This window comes from Streptomyces sp. NPDC031365, from assembly GCF_055569765.1.
Map to the genome: position 1 here is coordinate 498,876 of NZ_JBVIIM010000003.1, position 16,434 is coordinate 515,309.

Genomic DNA, 16,434 nt, shown 5'->3' on the forward strand with positions numbered 1-16,434 from the left:
CGGACGCTGAACCGCACCCATCGGGGTACTCGGCCCCGCATGACGGAGAAGCAGCGGACCGGCGACTCGTACTGGCTCGAGACCGCGCAGGACGGGCGGCATCTCGCGCTGACCGACGACCTCGAGGTCGACGTGGCCGTGATCGGCGCGGGCATCGCGGGGCTGTGCACGGCGTGGGAGCTGACCAGGGCCGGCAAGAGCGTCGCGGTGCTGGAGGCCGGGCGGATCGCGGCCGGCGTCACCGGACACACCTCGGCCAAGGTCACCGCCCTGCACACACTGATCTACGACAAGCTCCGCCGCACCCGCGGCAGCGAGGGCGCACGGCTGTACGCGCGTTCCCAGTCCGAGGCGATCGAGCACACGGCGGATGTCGTGGCCGAGCTGGGCATCGACTGCGAGTGGGAGCGCCGCAGCGCGTACACGTTCGCCCGTGACGAGAGCGGGGTGGAGGAGCTGCGCGCGGAGGCGCGGGCGGCACGCGAGGCCGGTCTGCCGGCCTCGTTCGTGACGGACACCGGCCTGCCGTTCCCCGTGGCGGGGGCGGTCGAGGTGACGGGGCAGGCCCAGTTCCATCCGCGCAAGTACCTGCTGGCCCTCGCCCGGGACATCGTCGCGCGCGGCGGGCGCCTCCACGAGGACACCACCGTGCTCGGCCTGGAGGAAGGCACCCCGTGCCGGCTGTCCACGTCGACCGGGGCCCTGGTGACGGCCCGCGACGTCGTGGTCGCGACCCACTACCCGGTGTTCGACCGGGCGCTGCTGTTCACCCGTCTCTCTCCGCGCCGCGAGCTGGTCGTCGCCGGACCGATTCCGGCCGGCCAGGACCCCGACGGCATGTACATCACCACCGAGGAGAACACCCGCTCGGTCCGGACGGCCCCCTACGGCGCGGACGGCACCCGGCGCCTGCTCGTGGTCACCGGTGAGCACTTCACCCCGGGCACGGGCGACACCCGGGCCCGCTTCGACCGCCTCTCCGCCTGGGCCCGCGAACACTTCCCCGAGGTGGAGCTCACCCACTCCTGGGCCACCCAGGACAACGACCCCACCGACACCGTCCCGCTGGTCGGTCCGCTGCACCCGGGGGCCCGGCACACCTACGTGGCCACCGGTTTCGGCGGGTGGGGCCTGAGCGGCGGCATGATGGCGGGCCTGCTGCTCAGCGCGCAGATCACCGGTGAGGAGCGCGAGTGGAGCGGCCTGTACGACCCGCGCCGCCTGGCCTCCGCCGTGCGCGAGGCGCCGTCGTTCCTCAAGCACCAGGCACAGGTCGCCAGGCATTTCGTCGGCGACCGGCTGCGTCCGTCACCGCCGGTGGAGGCGCTGCCCCCGGGTGAGGGTGCGGTGGTGCGCGTCGACGGCAGCCGGCTCGCGGTGTACCGCGACGACGACGGCAGCCTGCACGCCCTCTCGGCCCGCTGCACCCATCTGGGCTGCCTGGTCGACTTCAACGCCGCCGAACGCGCCTGGGAGTGCCCCTGCCACGGCTCCCGCTTCGACACGGACGGCAAGGTGATCCAGGGCCCGGCGACGCGGCCGCTGGAGCGGCGGGAGATCTGACACCCGGGGCGGGCCCCGCCGACCGGGTGACACTCACTCCCGCCCGCCGACGAGCGCCAGCAATCCCTGTAAAACACCTCATACCGTCATGCGGTGATCACACCTACTCATCGGATGGCCGCCGTCTGCCTCCTGGCCACCTCACTCACCGCCTGCGCCACTGTCCGGCCCTCTCCCGAGACGCCCCGCCCAGCACCCTCGGCCTCCCCCGCCGTCCCGTCAGTGCCCACCCTCGCCCCCGGCCCCGCCGGCCTGACCCCGGTGTTCAGCCACGGACCGCGCACCGGCGACAGGACGGTCGCGCTCACCTTCGACGCCGACATGACCGCCGACCAGGGCCCGAGAGCCGCGGCGGGCGAGCACTTCGACCACCCGCAGCTCATCGCCGCCCTGCGCGCGCTGAAGGTGCCGTCCACGGTGTTCATGACCGGCCGCTGGGCCGAGGAGTACCCGGACCAGGCCCGCTCCATCGGCCGGGACCCGCTCTTCGAGGTCGCCAACCACTCCTACAGCCACTACGCCTTCAGGGGGGACTGTTACGGCCTGCCGACCATCGCCGCCGACCGGATGCGGGCGGACGTGGAGCGGGCGTACGCGGTGTTCCGCAAGGTGGGGGTGCGCGATCCGATGCCGTACTTCCGTTTCCCCGGCGGCTGCTACGACCGTCAGGCGCTCAAGGCCCTGGTCCCGGCCGGCGTCACGGCAGTGCAGTGGGACGTGGTCGGCGGCGACGCGTTCGCCACGGACGCTGACGCGGTGGCGCGACAGGTCCTGGACGGCGTACGACCGGGCTCGGTGGTCGTCCTGCACTGCACCCGCAGCGCGGCCCCGGCGACGGAACGGGCCGTACGGACGATCGTCCCCGAACTGCGCCGCCAGGGGTACCGCTTCGTGAAGGTCTCCGAACTGATCGCGGCGGAACCGGGCGGCGCCCGCGCCACCGGGAAGTGACCCGGTACCACAGGAGGACTGCCGACTGCCGGACTCAGCGCCGTGGTTGTGGGGCCGGCTCGCCCCGCTCCCGGTCCACGGCCGCCGGCGACCCGGCACCGGCCTCCCCGGCCCCCGGGGACGGAAGCGGTGCCGGGGCCACCGCGTGTCCCGGCAGACGCGGCAGGAACCGTCTCATCGTGCGCGGCATCCACCAGGCGTGCTCGCCGAGCAGCGCCATGACGGCGGGCACCAGGACGAGCCGTACGAGCGTGGCGTCGATCGCGATGGCGACGGCCAGACCGAAACCGAAGAGGTTGACGGTCCGCTCGTCGTTCAGCTGGAAACTGCCGAAGACCACGACCATGACCGACGCGGCGGCCGTGATGATGCGAGCGGTGGCGGCAATGCCGTCGCGCACGGAGGCACCGGCGTCCGCGGACCGCCGGTACTCCTCCTGCACCCGGCTGAGCAGGAACACCTCGTAGTCCATGGACAGTCCGAACAGGACGGCGAACAGCATGACCGGCGCGAACGACTCCACCGGCCCGGCCTCGGCGCCCAGCAGCCCGGCGCCCCAGCCCCACTGGAAGACCGCGACCACGACGCCGTACGCGGCCCCCACGGACAGCAGGTTCATCGCCGCCGCCTTGAGCGGAAGCACGAGCGACCGGAACTCGATCATGAGCAGCAGGAAACTGAGTCCCACGACGAAGGACATGAACCAGGCCATCTGGCTGCCGAGCCGGTCGGCGAGGTCGACGGCGGTGGCGGTGGAACCGCCGACGTGCGCCTCGGCCCCGGGCGCGGCCCCGGGAAGCACGTCGTCACGCAGGTGGTGCACCAGCCGCTCGGTCGACTCGTCGTCCGGCGAGCCCTCGGGCACGACGGTGTAGAGGGCGGTGGTGCCGGTGTCGTCCAGCCGCGGGGGCCGCACCTCCTGTACCCCCTCCGCGTTCTCCAGCCCGGTGCGCACCTCGGTGGCCTGCTGCTTCACCTCCGCCGCCGACTCCCCCTCGGCGAACCGTGCCGTCACCACGAGAGGTCCCGTCCACCCCTGGCCGAAGTCCCGTGCGACCAGTTCGTACGCCTGACGCTCGGTGGTGTCCTCCGGCGCCGAACCGGCGTCGGCCGTGCCCAGGCGCAGGGAGAACAGCGGGAGCGCCATGGCGATCAGGACGACGGTGGAGACGAGGAGGTAGGGCCAGGGGTGCCGCTGGACGTGGCCGGTCCAGCGGTGCCAGCCACCGGCCCGTCCGGTGCCGTGGTCGAAGCGCGGCGTGCGTACGCGGAACCGGTCGAGGTGGGTTCCGAAGACGGCCAGGACGGCCGGCAGCAGGGTGACCGCCGCGATCAGGGTGGCCCCCACCGTGAGGGAACTGGCCAGTCCGAGGGCCGAGACGAAGGGGATGCCGATGAGGTAGAGGCTCAGGATCGCGACGATCACGGTCGCCCCGGCCACGAGCACCGATCTGCCCGCGGTGGCCAGGGCGAGCGGGATGGACTCCTCGGGGGTGTGCCCCGCGTGCATGCCCTCCCGGTGCCGGGTGACCACGAGCAGCGCGTAGTCGATGCCCACACCGAGGCCGATCATGGCCGCCACCACGGGACCGGAGGTGCCGATGGTGGTCACGCCCGCGACCACGGTGATGAGCGACATTCCCAGCGCGAGGGCGAACAGGGCGGTCAACAGCGGTACGACCATGGCGAGCACCGACCCGAAGGCCACCAGCAGGACCAGCACCGCGGCCGCCAGGCCGATCACCTCGCTCCCCGACGGTCCGTGCTCACCCTGGAGCACGGCGCCGCCGTACTCGACCTGGGCGCCGGCGTCGCGTACCGGGCCGAACGCTTCCTGGGCGGCCTCCACCGACTCCTCGGGCACGTCCTTGGCCCGCTCGGTGAACTGGACGGTCGCGAGGGCGGTACGCCCGTCGTCGGAGACCATCGTCGGGCCGGGCCCGTACGGCGACTGGACCACCGCCACGTCCCGCGCGTCGCGCGCCGCGGTGACGGCGTCCGTGACCGCGGTCCTCATCGTCGCCGTGGCCACGCCCGCGTCGCTGTGGATCACCACCTGCATACCGTCCCCGGACAGGTCCGGGTACCGCTCACGCAGGGTGTCGTAGGCGGCCTGGGAGTCGGTGTCCGCGAGGGTGAGGTCGTTGGTGAACGAGCCGCCGGCCACCCGCGCGCCGAGGGCGGCCCCGGCCACGGCCAGCAGCCAGAGCGCGATCACCCACCATCGGTGCCGCACCGAGAAACGAGCCAGGGCAGAGAGCACGCCGGTCCTCCATCGCGAGGAGCGGGGTCCGGGACGGCCCCGCCGAGGGGTGGGAACACCGGCAGGGTCGCCCGCCCGGCCGTAGGATCTCAACCATGATGAATTCCCGGTCGCGCGGCCGGAGGACGGGGAAGCCCGAGACACGCGCGGAGATCCTCGAGGTCGCGCGACGCCGCTTCCTCGAGGACGGGTACCAGGCCGTCACCCTGCGCGCCGTCGCCGCCGAGGCGGGCGTGGACGTGGCTCTGGTCAGCTACTACTTCGGCTCGAAGAAGGGCCTGTTCGGGGCGGCCATGGCACTGGCCGTCAACCCCGCCGAGACCCTGGCCCGCACCGCGGAGGGCGACCCGGTGACCTTCCCCCAGCGCGCCCTGCGCGATCTGCTCGCCCTGTGGGAGGACCCGCGGTCCGGGGCACCGCTGCGCGTCCTGGTGGCCGGTGCCACCCAGGACCCGGCGATCACCGGGCTGGTACGGGAGATGATGGAGCGGGAGATCATCGACAAGATCGCCGGCCGGATCGGCGGGGCGGACGCCCGCAGACGCGCCGGTGTGTTCTGCGCCCACATCGCCGGCCTGGTCGTCACCCGCTACATCCTGCGGCTGGAACCCTTCGCCTCCATGCCGTCCGATGAATTAATCCGGACCTACACCCCGTCGCTCCGCCTCGCGTTGGCCGAGCCCGCGCGCCGCCCGCCCCGAGGCGGTGGACCACACGGCGGCGGGCCGAGCGGCGGGTCCGCCCGCTGAACCCGCCGTGCCCGGACCGCCGGTGACGCGCCCGGCCTACGCTGGGGGCATGAGCGACACCGACAACGACTACTGCCTGATCGACGTCTCCAGGCCCCCCAGGGCCGACGGCCCTCCGTACGCGGACTGCGTGCTGTGCCAGGAGCCGACGGAGTACCCGGAGTCGTACAGGGGCATCACCATGTGCCCGGTCTGCGAATGGCGGGAGGCCGAACGCACCTCCTGTGCGGGCTGACGCATAGGCCGCGCGGCTTGGCACACTGGGCTCCGTGAGCACCGACCGATCTTCTGCCGCCGACAGCCCCTTCCGCCCCGACCCGGCCGCACGTGACCAGGCACCCCAGTTCGTCCTGCCCCTCGTGGTCCGCATCGAACGGATGGCACCCCCGGCCCGCACGGACGCCCTGGAGACGGCGGCCCGCGCGGTGCTGACGATGCTGGCCGACGAGCGCTCGGTGGGCGAGGGCGAGTGGGCGCAGGCGATGCGCGACTGGCAGGACGGCCGCATCCGCAAGGTGGTGCGCCGGGCCCGCGGCGCGGAGTGGCGCCGCGCGGAAGCGCTCCCCGGCCTCACCGTCACCGGCAAGTCCGCCGAGGTCCGCGTCTTCCCGCCGGTCCCCCTGGACGGCTGGCCCAAGGACCTGGCCCGCCTCCAGGTCTCCGGCACCGACCTCGACGATCCCGACCCGGTCCCCCCGCCGGACCCCGGCGTCCCCACCCTCTGGCTCAACCCCGGCCTCACCATGTCGGCCGGCAAGGCGATGGCCCAGGCGGGCCACGGCGCACAACTGGCCTGGCTGGCACTCTCCCCCGAGGCCCGGGAGACCTGGCATGCCACGGACTTCCCCCTCACCGTCCGCCCCGCCACCCCGTCCCACTGGCCCGCCCTGATCACCAGCACCCTCCCCAAGGTCCGCGACGCGGGCTTCACGGAGATCGCCCCGGGCTCGTACACGGTGGTGGCGGACCATCCGGCGTTGCGGTGAGCCCGGCCGTCACCGTGCCGGACTGATGTCCGGCTTCCGCCGCGTCACCGTGGCGGCCATGGAGCGAACGGTGATTTCTGGACCCGGACCTCGGACCCTATGACGTCCTGGACGTCCGGCCCCGATCGGCCGACACCGTCCTGGCACGCTTTCACCTGTTGCGAAACCCCCGAGCGCTACGGCAACTCGTGGCTCAAGCCGCGGCTGACAAGGCGTCGGGGCAACCATGACGCCCGCTGCACCGGCGCCTGAACGTCGGCGTCGCGCCACGCATCTCGGCCGACGGCTTCCCGCTCGCCGCCCGCACCGCGGCCCGATCTCACCGGCCGGTGTCCGATTCCGTCGGTCCTTCCGAAGGGGCCGCGTAGGGTGCGGCGGCGTGGCTGTCGCTTCGGATCACCCGGCGCTCTGGCGCGACCGGCAGTTTCTGCTGCTCGCTTCGGCGCGGACCATCTCGGTTCTGGGCAATGGGTTCGCCCGGGTGGCGCTCGCCTTCGCCGTGCTGGCGCTGCCCGGTGCGACGCCGGGGCGGCTGTCGCTGGTACTGGCCTGCCAGGCGCTGCCGCAGTTGGCGTTCATCCTGGCCGGCGGGGTGATCGCCGACCGGATGTCGCGGGCTCGCCTGATCGTGGTCGCCGATGTCGTGGGCGCGGTGGCCTACGCCGGTCTGGCCGTTCTGGTGCTTTCGGGGCATGCGCCGCTCGTCCTCATGTGCGCGCTGGCGGTGGTGGCCGGCACCGCGACCGCGTTGTTCTCCCCCGCCATGGACGGACTGGTGCCGCTCGTGGTGCCGGCGGGCCGACTGCAGCAGGCCAACGGTCTGCTGCGCGTGGGCACCAACACGTCCCTGCTTCTCGGGCTCGCCCTGTCGGGAGTCACCGTCGCGTGGATCGGCGCGGGCTGGGCGCTCGCGCTCAACGCCGTGTCCTTCGTCGTCAGCGCGCTCCTCACCGCGCGGCTGCGGGTCCCCGGCCGGCCGGGGAAGACGTCGTCCGGTTGGGACGATCTGAAGGAGGGCTGGCGGGAGTTCGCCTCCCGTCAGTGGCTGTGGGCCGTCGTCGCCCAGTACACCGTCGTGGTGGCATGCCTGAACGCCAACGCCGGGGTTCTCGGCCCCCTGGTCGCGGAACAGGAGCTGGGCGGAGCCCGCGCCTGGTCCGTGATCGTCGCCGCCCAGGCCCTGGGCACCATCGCAGGAGCCGGTCTCGCCGCCCGCGTCCGGGTCGGCAGACCCGTCCTGGTGGCGGTACTGGCCACTTTCCCGGCGGCCGCCCCGATCGCCCTGCTGGCCGCCTCGGCGCCCGTCTGGGCCGTCGCCGCGGCCATGTTCGGCTCGGGCATCGCCGCCGACGTCTTCGCCGTGTTGTGGTCCACCACCATCCAACGCGAGATTCCCGAGGAGTCGCTGTCCCGCGTCGCCTCCTACGAGTGGTTCGGCTCGCTGGCCTTCGCTCCGCTGGGGCTGCTCGCGGCCGGGCCCGTCGCCGACGTCGCCGGCATCCGGGAGACCCTCGCGGGCTGTGCCGTACTGATCGTCGTCGTCACTGCCCTCACCCTGCTGGCGCCGCAGGTCCGCGGCCTCACCCACGGGGGACCGGAGACGGCCCGCCGACAACAGTGAGCCCTACAGCGCGGTTGACGGGCGCGGTCGCCTCCGGTGCGGCCCGCCCGTTCGCCCGGATGGACGTGCGACCGTGCGGAGGGGGTGGGGCGGCCGGAGGCTGGGCGCATGCCTAGAAGACCTGCGACAGCCGCTGCTGCCCTGCTCTCCGGTGCCGTACTGCTCTCCTCCCTGGCCGCCTGCGGCCGGGCCGGCGAGAGCGGTGCGGGTGGTGGAGGCGGGCCCGGTGAGGAGAACCGTGGACGCATATGGGCGCAGTCCCTGAGCTGGAAGGACTGCCCCGCCCCGTCCCCCCTGCAAGGTGGAGGAGAGGCCCCCGAGCCGCTGCCGGACGGCACGCGGTGGCAGTGCACCACCCTGAAGTCCCCGCTGGACTGGGACAAGCCCGACGGCGAGACGATCGACGTCGCCCTGATCCGGGCCCGGTCCAGCGCGGACGACGCCGCCGACCGGATCGGTTCGCTGCTGTTCAACTTCGGCGGCCCCGGGGAGTCCGGAGTCGCCACCCTGCCCGCCCTCGCCGCCGACTACGAAAAGCTCCGCGCCCGCTACGACCTGGTCGGCTTCGACCCGCGGGGAGTCGGCGAGAGCAACGGGGTCACCTGCCTCGACGCCGAGGCCATGGAGGAGATGGCCGAGCAGGACGACACCCCGGACGACGGTGACGACGAGGTGCGGGCCGTCCTGCGGGCCAAGGAGACGTACACGGCGGCCTGCGAGCGGGAATCCGGCCGCATGCTCCCGCACGTCGGCACCGAGGACGCCGCCCGCGACATGGACCTGATGCGGCACCTGCTCGGTGACCGCAAGCTGCACTACTTCGGGATCTCCTACGGCACCGAACTCGGCGGTGTCTACGCCCACCTGTTCCCCCGCCACGTCGGACGTGCCGTCCTGGACGGGGTCGTGGACCCCACGCTCGACCAGATGGAGGAGGCGCTGGCGCAGGCCGGAGGCTTCCAGCTCGCCTTCGACCACTTCGCCGAGTGGTGCGTCAGCAACGGCTGCTCGCTGGGCGACAGCGCCGACGAGGTGGCGGCGGCGGTCATCGAGCTGGAGGCGGCGCTGGACGACGATCCGCTGACCCTCGACGGGGACAGGGTGCTGACCGGTTCCCTCCTCCTCGATGCGGTGATCCGGGCGCTCTACCTGGAGTCGGCCTGGCCCGCTCTCGAGGTGGGCCTGGAGCTGCTCGCCCGGGACGCGGGCGAGACCATGCTGAACCTCGCCGACGCCCTGGGCGACCGCCACGCCGGGGGCTACAGCGACCAGCAGGACGCCCAGACCGCCATCACCTGCGCCGACCGCGCCGACCGGTACACCGTGGACGACGTCCTGGAGATGGCGCCCGCGTTCGAGGAGGCCTCACCGGTCTTCGGTGACACCATGCTGTGGGGGGCGCTGGAATGCACCGACTGGCCGGTGCCCGGCAAGGCCGACCACCCCGACGTCCGGGCCCCCGGCGCGCCGCCCATCCTGCTCGTGGGCAACACCGGTGACCCCGCCACCCCGTACGAGGGTGCCGCCCGGATGGCCGAGCAGCTCGGCAAGGGCGTCGGCGTCGAACTCACCTACAAGGGCGAGGGGCACGGCGCGTACGACTCCGGCAACCGCTGTGTCCAGGAGACGGTCAACGCCTATCTCCTTGACGGCACGGTTCCCGCTCACGGAAGCGTGTGCGAGCACGAGCCGCTGGAGGGGAAGCGGTAACTCTGCCGCACCGGTGATCAGTTGGACCGGACACCCGGGCCCGGCCGCGCGGTGGGCTCCGCGAGGGCACTGGCCCGGGTGCGCCGGTCCGTCTGGCCGGGGGGTGTGGCCGCAGGATCCGTTCGCCGAAGTTCCGGTCGGCCACGGGAGGGCCTCCCGCGCTCCCTTCGTCGCCGGTGTCAGGGCACGGCGTTGAACAGATCGACGGCGCTCTGCTGGCGCGCCGCGTCCACCTTGTCGAGCGGCCCGTACCAGCGCAGCCCGTACTGGTCGAGGGCGTTGCGGTTGCTCGCGTGGGCACGGTCGGCCTGGCGCCGGAGGTAGGCGGTGTACGGGTGGTCCGGGAGCGCCGCGTCGAGTTCGCCCAGGCCCCGCACGTGCGCTCCCTTGAACGACGGTCCGTCCGGCTCGCAGGTGCCGCTCTCGCACGGCTCGCGCAGGATGCCGTCCGCCGTGTTGAGGGCGGAGGATGCGGTGGCGGCGTGGGCGATCCGTCGTGCGTCGGTGAGCAGGGCACCGTCACCCGTTGCCCGGTACAGCTCGGTCAGGGCACCGAGGAGTACGCCCTGGTTGTACGACCACACCGTGTCGCCGTTGTTGCGGCACGTGCTGAGATCGATGCCGTCGTTGACCAGATGCGAGCCGTTCACCATGCCGGTGCCACGGAACCAGGACCAGCCGGCCCGTGCCCGGTCCAGGTAGGTCCTGTCACCCGGTGTCCGGTTGTGCAGCGCGGCGTTGAGCTGGATGTACAGGGAGTTGCTGATCGCGTTCTTGTAGGTGCGCGCGGTGCTCCACCACACCCCGCCACCGCACGTGGCGTCCCAGTACGCGGCCATGTGGTCGGCGTCCGTGCGGGCGGTGGCGAGGTAGCGGCTGTCGCCGGTCAGGTCGTAGGCGGCCACCCAGGCCAGGCCCCACCATCCGGTGTCGTCGAGGTAGTCGTTGCGGAACCGCCCGCCCTGCGCGGTCAGGTTCAGGTCGTGGGTGCGGGCGATGGCGTACGTGTAACTGCCCGTGCCGGAGACGCGGATGCTGTCGATCACGGCCGTGAGCGCGTTCGCGGAGTTCCACCAGCCGGTGGTGTCGAACAGGCCCGTCGAGTAGTCGTAGAACGTCATCAGCGCGGTGGCCGCGGCGGTGCGCCGGTCGCCGGCGTTCCAGGTGGTGCGCGCCCAGGGAGTGCAGGCGATCTCCGGGCGGTCACCGGCCCTGCCGCAGGCGCGCAGCGCGCCGACGCCGTGTGCGCCCCAGTCGTCCACGTTGAACATCGTGGTGCGCCAACCGCGCTGCCCGGCGGGCACGCTGGTGTTGCCGAGTCCGCTCCCCGCGTTCCATGTCCGGCCGCCGTCGAAGGAGCGGTCGAGCCAGACCTCGTCGCCGGGGCTGCCGTTGGCGAGGGAGGCCCAGCCCATCGCGTCGGCGTCGTCGAAGTGCAGGGCAACCGACCGTGAGTGGACGGATGCCGTGACGGGCGTGCGGTCGCCGGGGGAGAGAGCGGGGTCCCTGCCGTCGCAGTACTTGTTGCAGACGCTCGCCGCGGCGGCTGGGTTCTCGGTGCCGTCGGCCGACGCGGTGTGCGGCAGCAGCGCGCACAGGGCGAGGGCGAGCACCGCGGCAGGGTGCCGCCGAAGGGATCTCCGTACAGGAGTCATGGGCTGCTCCCGGTGGGGGGCGAGAGCGCTCTCCGCACGGTAGTACCAGGTGGGTGAAGCGTCAACGACTCATGAAGGCACGGGAGTTGCCGGGCGTCCCCGGGGCGCCGGGCCGAGAGTGCGGCACACCTCTTGCGGCGTGTGCGGCGCGCGGTGTACCAATGGTGGCGCAGAACTTGACTGTTGTTCATGTTTTGCCCGCGGGGGGCCGTGCGAGCCGGAGGAGCAGCAGATGTCCGCGGAACGTCGTCCCGTACGCAGCCGTCGTACCGTCCTACGGGCGGGAGCCCTCACCGGTCTGGGACTGACGGGTGCGCAGATGGTGGCCCCGAGCCGGGCCACCGCCGCCGCCCCTGCCGCCCGTGACACCGGTTTCCTCGTCGGCCGAGGGATCGCCGACGCCACCGGTGAGGTGGCCGAGGTCGGCATGATGGGCTACGGCCGCTTCGATCAGCAGGCCGCCGGGCTGCACACCCGATTGCGGGCGCGGGCGTTCGTCGTGGCCGACGAGGTGAGCGGGCGGCGGGTCATGCTGATCGTCGCCGACTCACCGATGATCTTCGAGAGTGTGCACCGGGCGGTGCTGCGCCGGCTCGCCGAGGCGTACGGCGGTCTCTACACCGAGCAGAACGTGCTCATCACCGCCACCCACACCCACGCCGGACCCGGCGGCTACTCGCACCATCTGCTGTACAACACGACCACGTTCGGCTTCCACCGCACGACCTTCGAGGCGGTGGCGGACGGCCTGTTCGAGGCTGCGCAGCGGGCCCACGACGATCTGGCGCCCTCCGAACTCGTGCTCAGCCACGGCACGTTGAACGGGGCCAGCGTCAACCGCTCCCGATCGGCCTTCGACCGTAACCCGAAGGCCGACCGCGACCACTTCCCGGACGCCGTCGACGCGCACACCACCCTGCTCCGGGTGGAACGGGCCGGCCGGACGGTCGGCGCCGTCAACTGGTTCCCCGTGCACAGCACCAGCATGTCCGGGGACAACCGGCTCATCAGCGCGGACAACAAGGGCTACGCGGCCTACCACTGGGAGCACGAGGTCAACGACGTCGACTACCTGTCCGACGGCTCACCGGCGTTCGTCTCGGCATTCGCCCAGACCAACAGCGGCGACATGTCCCCCAACCTGGACCTCCAGCCGCCCACGACACCGGAGGACTTCGCGGCGACCCGCGCCAACGGACTCCAGCAGTACGAGGCCGCCGCGGCCCAGGTGCGGCAGCCCGGCACCAGACTGTCCGGCCCGGTCGACTCCCGCCTGGTGTACGTCGACCTCTCCGATGTCACCGTCCGCCCCGAGTTCACCGGTGACGGACGGACCCACCGCACCTCGAAGCCATGCGTCGGCGCCTCCATGGCGGCGGGCAGCATGGAGGACGGGCCGGCCTTCCCCGGCTTCGAGGAGGGGGAGAACCCCTTCTGGGACGCGATCTCCGACTCCGTGATCTACACGGTGTCACCGGAGTTGAAGCAGGCACAGGCGCCCAAGGACGTCTTCGTGCCCATCGGGGAGATGAACAGTGTCTACCCGTGGGTGCAGGAGCGGGTGCCCGTGATGCTGGTGCGCATCGGTGGCCTCTACCTCATCGGCATCCCGGGTGAGGTCACCGTCTGCGCGGGTCTGCGGCTGCGGCGCACGGTCGCCGGGATCGTGGGCGCGGACCTCGACGACGTCCTGGTCGCCGGGTACGCGAACGCGTACTTCCACTATCTGACCACCCCCGAGGAGTACGACGCGCAACAGTACGAGGGCGGCAGCACTCTCTTCGGCCGCTGGCAGCTTCCGGCGCTCCAGCAGACGGCGGCGGACCTGGCCACCGCGCTGCGCGACGGAACGGACCTGCCCCTCGGCCCGAAGCCGCCGGACCTGTCCGGCAAGGCGCTCTCCCTGCAACCGGGGGTGGTGCTGGACGCGCCGCCCCTGCTCCGGAAGTTCGGGGACGTGCTGGTGCCGCCGCGGGAGAACCACCGGGCCGGTGAACGGGTCGAGACCGTCTTCGCGGGCGCCCATCCGGGCAACGACCTGCACCGCGGCGACACCTACCTGGAGATCCAGCATCAGGACGCCGGCGGCACCTGGCGCACCATCGCCGACGACGGCGACTGGCCGACCCGCTTCCACTGGAAGCGTGACGGCATTGCCGCCTCCCGGGTCACCATCACCTGGGACATCCCTCCGGGCACTCCCCCGGGCCCCTACCGCATCGTCTACCACGGCGACGCCCGAAGCCTCACCGGCACCATCACCCCGTTCACGGGCACATCGCCGGCATTCCTGGTGCGCTGACCGACGGGGCCCACCTGCCGGCGCGGCTCAGCCGGTGATGGAGAAGAAGATCGTGTCCTGGGTGTACCAGTCGATGTTCTTCGTCGCGTACTCCCATTCCTCGTGTTCGTACGCGAGCTTCTCCATGATCTCCCGGAGGTCGTACGCGAGGTTCTCGTCCATGCGGTCGACCACGGCGCGGTAGGCGTCGGCAGCCGGCTTGGCCTTGGCCAGCGGGAACATGCCGATGTGCGGACCGTCCACGGGGTAGGGGATGGGGAAGGGTATCTCCTCCGGTGGCCCCGAGAACAGGTGGTCGTGCAGCAGCAGTTCCCCGCTCACGCCGAGGCGGCGCAGTTCGTCGTCGACCGCGGAGAAGAAGGTGGAGGGCTTCGAGTACACGCCCAGCTCGTAGGGGTCGGACGCGTTGCGGTCGATGATGTGCTGAAGGGCCTGGTAGTAGGCGCCGGCCGCGTACTCCGCGGTCGAACTCGCATGACCGGCCAGGAGGTGGTCGAGCGCCTCGGGGACCGTCAGACCCCAGTCGAGGTTCTGGTCGTCGAGGCTCCGCTGGCTCCTCCGCGCCATCTCCCGCGCCGCGTCGACAACGCGCCGCTGATCGGGCGTCAGGTTCCCGGCGGTTCCGAGCAACTTCACGACATCGGCCCGGTCGGCCGTGCTGTACGAAATGATCCGGCTCATGACGACCATCGTGTCAGCCGTCACTGACAACGGGCCCGCCGGTCGGCGGGGGTCCCGTGGTACCGGACACCACCGAGGACTCAGCCCTGCGGTTCCTGCGGCTTGACGTCGAGCTCCCGCAGGTTCTGATCCGTGCGTCCGGTGCGCGCTTCCGTGCGGTGGCCACGGGCCACGTAGTCCCGCACGACCGCCTCGATCGCGTCCTGCGGCGAGCCGATCCCCGCGAGGACCATCACTTCCACGACAAGTTCGGCGTCGAGACCGATACTGACCTTTGCCACTGTGCCCCCTCGTCGTGCCTCGTCCGTACTGTACGGGCCGCCGTGGTACCTGTCCCGGTGAGAGTGCCAGGTACTGCCTGCGCTCCGGGAGGGCGGCTGCCACGTCACGGCGAGTGCGCCCGTCGGAGGGCGCCCATAACCTCAAATGTTGCTCTGAAGGTGGGCCGGCCGGGGTTCGAGGGCGGGCGGTGGGGTCATATCCCTGGCACGTCCGAAGCGGGCGGCGTTCGGGGGCCGGGCGGGAGTGCCGGGTGGAGCAGGGGGGCGGGGATGGGTGTGAGGCTGGGGAGCGGGATCGGGTGGCGGCCGGAGATCGCGGACGCGGTGGAGCGCATGCCGGGGATCGACTGGGTGGAGGTCGTCGCCGAGAACGTCTGCCCGGGGCATCTGCCCGAGTCGCTGCTGCGGTTGCGGGAGCGCGGGGTGACCGTCGTGCCGCACGGGGTCTCCCTCGGTCTCGGCGGGGCCGAGCGGCCCGACGAGCGGCGGCTGACCGCGCTCGCCGAACGGGTCACGGCGCTCGGGTCGCCCCTGGTCACCGAGCACATCGCGTTCGTGCGGGCCGGCGGGGCGCTGACCGCCTCCCCCCGGATCGAGGCCGGGCACCTGCTGCCCGTACCGCGCACCCGCGACGCCCTGGACGTACTGTGCGAGAACGTCCGGATCGCGCAGGACGCGCTGCCCGTGCCGCTCGCCGTGGAGAACATCGCCGCGCTGATCTCGTGGCCCGGTGAGGAGATGACCGAGGGGCAGTTCCTGTACGAGCTGGCCGATCGCACCGGCGTACGGCTGCTCATCGACGTCGCCAATCTGCACACCAACCACGTCAACCGGGGTGAGGAGCCGGCCAAGGCGCTGGCCGGACTGCCCCTGGAGGCCATCGCGTACGTCCATGTCGCGGGCGGGTTCGAGCGGGACGGCGTGTGGCACGACAGTCACGCCCACCCCGTTCCGGAGCCCGTGCTGGACGTCCTCACCGATCTCGCGTCCCGGGTCTCCCCGCCCGGTGTGCTGCTGGAGCGGGACGAGAACTTCCCGGAAGCCGAGGAGATGGAGCGGGAGTTGGCCGCGATCCGGCGTGCGGTCGAGAAAGGGGCGGAGCGGCGGGAGGCGAGCCCGGCGGCCGCACCGGCTGGTGCCCGGCCCTCGTCGCGGCAGGGGTCCGCCGACGCCGCGCGGCAGCGGCTCGCGCTCGCGCAGGCCGCCGTACTGTCCGCGCTGGTCGCCGGAACCCCGGTGCCGGAGGGATTCGACCGGGTGCGGATGGGCGTGCAGGCGAGGGCACTCGCCGCCAAGCGGGCCGATGTCGTCGCGAAGGTCGCCCCGGAGTTGCCGGTGATCCTCGGGGACGGGTACCGGCCCGCATTCCTCGCGTACGCGCAGACGCAGCCGATGACCGGCGGCTACCGGCAGGATGCGATGGACTTCGTCGAGGAACTGCTCCTCGCCCGGCGGGGGGAGGACGCGCGGGCGCGGCGGGAACTGCGGGTGTGGTGGCTGGAGCGGTCGGGGCCGAGGCCCCGGTCGAGCAGGCCGGCGGTGCGGCTGGCGCGGGCCACGCGGCGGGTGTTGCTGCGGCGCTGACCCGCCCGGGCCGCGCGGCTGCGGAAGAAGTTGAAGCGGAACGTCACATACCCACCACACTGTGTCCGGATAGTGAACAGGGCATGGT

At 72.3% G+C, this 16,434-nt stretch carries 13 protein-coding genes; 9 read left to right on the forward strand and 4 right to left on the reverse strand.

The features are described from left to right. The first annotated feature begins 39 nt into the window (after nt 1-39). Complete coding sequence (locus ACZ5C2_RS07575) at nt 40-1,563, forward strand: FAD-dependent oxidoreductase (protein WP_468787594.1); 1,524 nt, start codon at nt 40-42, stop codon at nt 1,561-1,563. A gap of 114 nt (nt 1,564-1,677) precedes the next feature. Then, the gene (locus tag ACZ5C2_RS07580; RefSeq protein WP_468787706.1) at nt 1,678-2,514 is read left to right on the forward strand and encodes a polysaccharide deacetylase family protein; all 837 of its coding nucleotides are present in this window, start codon (nt 1,678-1,680) and stop codon (nt 2,512-2,514) included. A 34-nt stretch (nt 2,515-2,548) separates the two neighbouring features. Here the strand turns inward: ACZ5C2_RS07580 and ACZ5C2_RS07585 are convergent, their stop codons facing one another. Then, on the reverse strand, nt 2,549-4,777 hold the full coding sequence (locus ACZ5C2_RS07585) for an MMPL family transporter (protein WP_468787596.1): 2,229 nt from the start codon (nt 4,775-4,777) through the stop codon (nt 2,549-2,551). A 95-nt stretch (nt 4,778-4,872) separates the two neighbouring features. On the opposite strand from ACZ5C2_RS07585, the gene ACZ5C2_RS07590 reads away from it, so the two are divergent. The 5 genes from ACZ5C2_RS07590 (at nt 4,873) to ACZ5C2_RS07610 (ending at nt 9,843) form a co-directional block, all read left to right on the forward strand. After that, nucleotides 4,873-5,526 (forward strand): TetR/AcrR family transcriptional regulator, encoded by a 654-nt coding sequence (locus tag ACZ5C2_RS07590; protein ID WP_468787598.1) that lies wholly within the window; start codon nt 4,873-4,875, stop codon nt 5,524-5,526. Nucleotides 5,527-5,575: 49 nt separating this feature from the next. Further along, entirely contained in the window at nt 5,576-5,761 is a 186-nt protein-coding gene (locus tag ACZ5C2_RS07595; RefSeq protein WP_468787600.1) for a hypothetical protein, read from the forward strand. Nucleotides 5,762-5,795: 34 nt separating this feature from the next. Continuing rightward, nucleotides 5,796-6,512 (forward strand): peptidyl-tRNA hydrolase, encoded by a 717-nt coding sequence (locus ACZ5C2_RS07600; protein ID WP_468787602.1) that lies wholly within the window; start codon nt 5,796-5,798, stop codon nt 6,510-6,512. A 379-nt stretch (nt 6,513-6,891) separates the two neighbouring features. Further along, nucleotides 6,892-8,133: an MFS transporter gene (locus ACZ5C2_RS07605; RefSeq protein WP_468787604.1), complete on the forward strand. Its 1,242-nt coding sequence runs from the start codon at nt 6,892-6,894 to the stop codon at nt 8,131-8,133. 108 nt (nt 8,134-8,241) lie between these two features. Beyond that, entirely contained in the window at nt 8,242-9,843 is a 1,602-nt protein-coding gene (locus tag ACZ5C2_RS07610; protein ID WP_468787606.1) for an alpha/beta hydrolase, read from the forward strand. A gap of 179 nt (nt 9,844-10,022) precedes the next feature. Here the strand turns inward: ACZ5C2_RS07610 and ACZ5C2_RS07615 are convergent, their stop codons facing one another. Further along, entirely contained in the window at nt 10,023-11,498 is a 1,476-nt protein-coding gene (locus tag ACZ5C2_RS07615) for a glycoside hydrolase family 76 protein (RefSeq protein ID WP_468787608.1), read from the reverse strand. A 232-nt stretch (nt 11,499-11,730) separates the two neighbouring features. On the opposite strand from ACZ5C2_RS07615, the gene ACZ5C2_RS07620 reads away from it, so the two are divergent. Then, nucleotides 11,731-13,800 (forward strand): neutral/alkaline ceramidase, encoded by a 2,070-nt coding sequence (locus ACZ5C2_RS07620; protein WP_468787610.1) that lies wholly within the window; start codon nt 11,731-11,733, stop codon nt 13,798-13,800. 27 nt (nt 13,801-13,827) lie between these two features. Here ACZ5C2_RS07620 and ACZ5C2_RS07625 read toward each other — a convergent pair whose 3' ends face one another. Both ACZ5C2_RS07625 and ACZ5C2_RS07630 read right to left on the reverse strand, forming a co-directional pair. Then, entirely contained in the window at nt 13,828-14,481 is a 654-nt protein-coding gene (locus ACZ5C2_RS07625) for a DUF7691 family protein (protein ID WP_468787612.1), read from the reverse strand. Between the two features lie 80 nt (nt 14,482-14,561). Beyond that, nucleotides 14,562-14,762, reverse strand: coding sequence for a DUF2191 domain-containing protein (locus ACZ5C2_RS07630; RefSeq protein ID WP_468787614.1), 201 nt, complete (start codon nt 14,760-14,762; stop codon nt 14,562-14,564). A 270-nt stretch (nt 14,763-15,032) separates the two neighbouring features. Between ACZ5C2_RS07630 and ACZ5C2_RS07635 the strand changes: the two genes are divergently transcribed. Further along, nucleotides 15,033-16,346, forward strand: coding sequence for an MbnB/TglH/ChrH family RiPP precursor modification enzyme (locus tag ACZ5C2_RS07635; RefSeq protein ID WP_468787616.1), 1,314 nt, complete (start codon nt 15,033-15,035; stop codon nt 16,344-16,346). The last annotated feature ends 88 nt before the right edge of the window (nt 16,347-16,434 follow it).

Coding starts and splice junctions, on each gene's coding strand:
- ACZ5C2_RS07590 (WP_468787598.1), top strand. CDS start 4,873: ATGATGAATTCCCGGTCGCGCGGCCGGAGGACGGGGAAGCCCGAGACA.
- ACZ5C2_RS07595 (WP_468787600.1), top strand. CDS start 5,576: ATGAGCGACACCGACAACGACTACTGCCTGATCGACGTCTCCAGGCCC.
- ACZ5C2_RS07625 (WP_468787612.1), bottom strand. CDS start 14,481: ATGAGCCGGATCATTTCGTACAGCACGGCCGACCGGGCCGATGTCGTG.
- ACZ5C2_RS07610 (WP_468787606.1), top strand. CDS start 8,242: ATGCCTAGAAGACCTGCGACAGCCGCTGCTGCCCTGCTCTCCGGTGCC.
- ACZ5C2_RS07615 (WP_468787608.1), bottom strand. CDS start 11,498: ATGACTCCTGTACGGAGATCCCTTCGGCGGCACCCTGCCGCGGTGCTC.
- ACZ5C2_RS07635 (WP_468787616.1), top strand. CDS start 15,033: ATGGGTGTGAGGCTGGGGAGCGGGATCGGGTGGCGGCCGGAGATCGCG.
- ACZ5C2_RS07575 (WP_468787594.1), top strand. CDS start 40: ATGACGGAGAAGCAGCGGACCGGCGACTCGTACTGGCTCGAGACCGCG.
- ACZ5C2_RS07580 (WP_468787706.1), top strand. CDS start 1,678: ATGGCCGCCGTCTGCCTCCTGGCCACCTCACTCACCGCCTGCGCCACT.
- ACZ5C2_RS07620 (WP_468787610.1), top strand. CDS start 11,731: ATGTCCGCGGAACGTCGTCCCGTACGCAGCCGTCGTACCGTCCTACGG.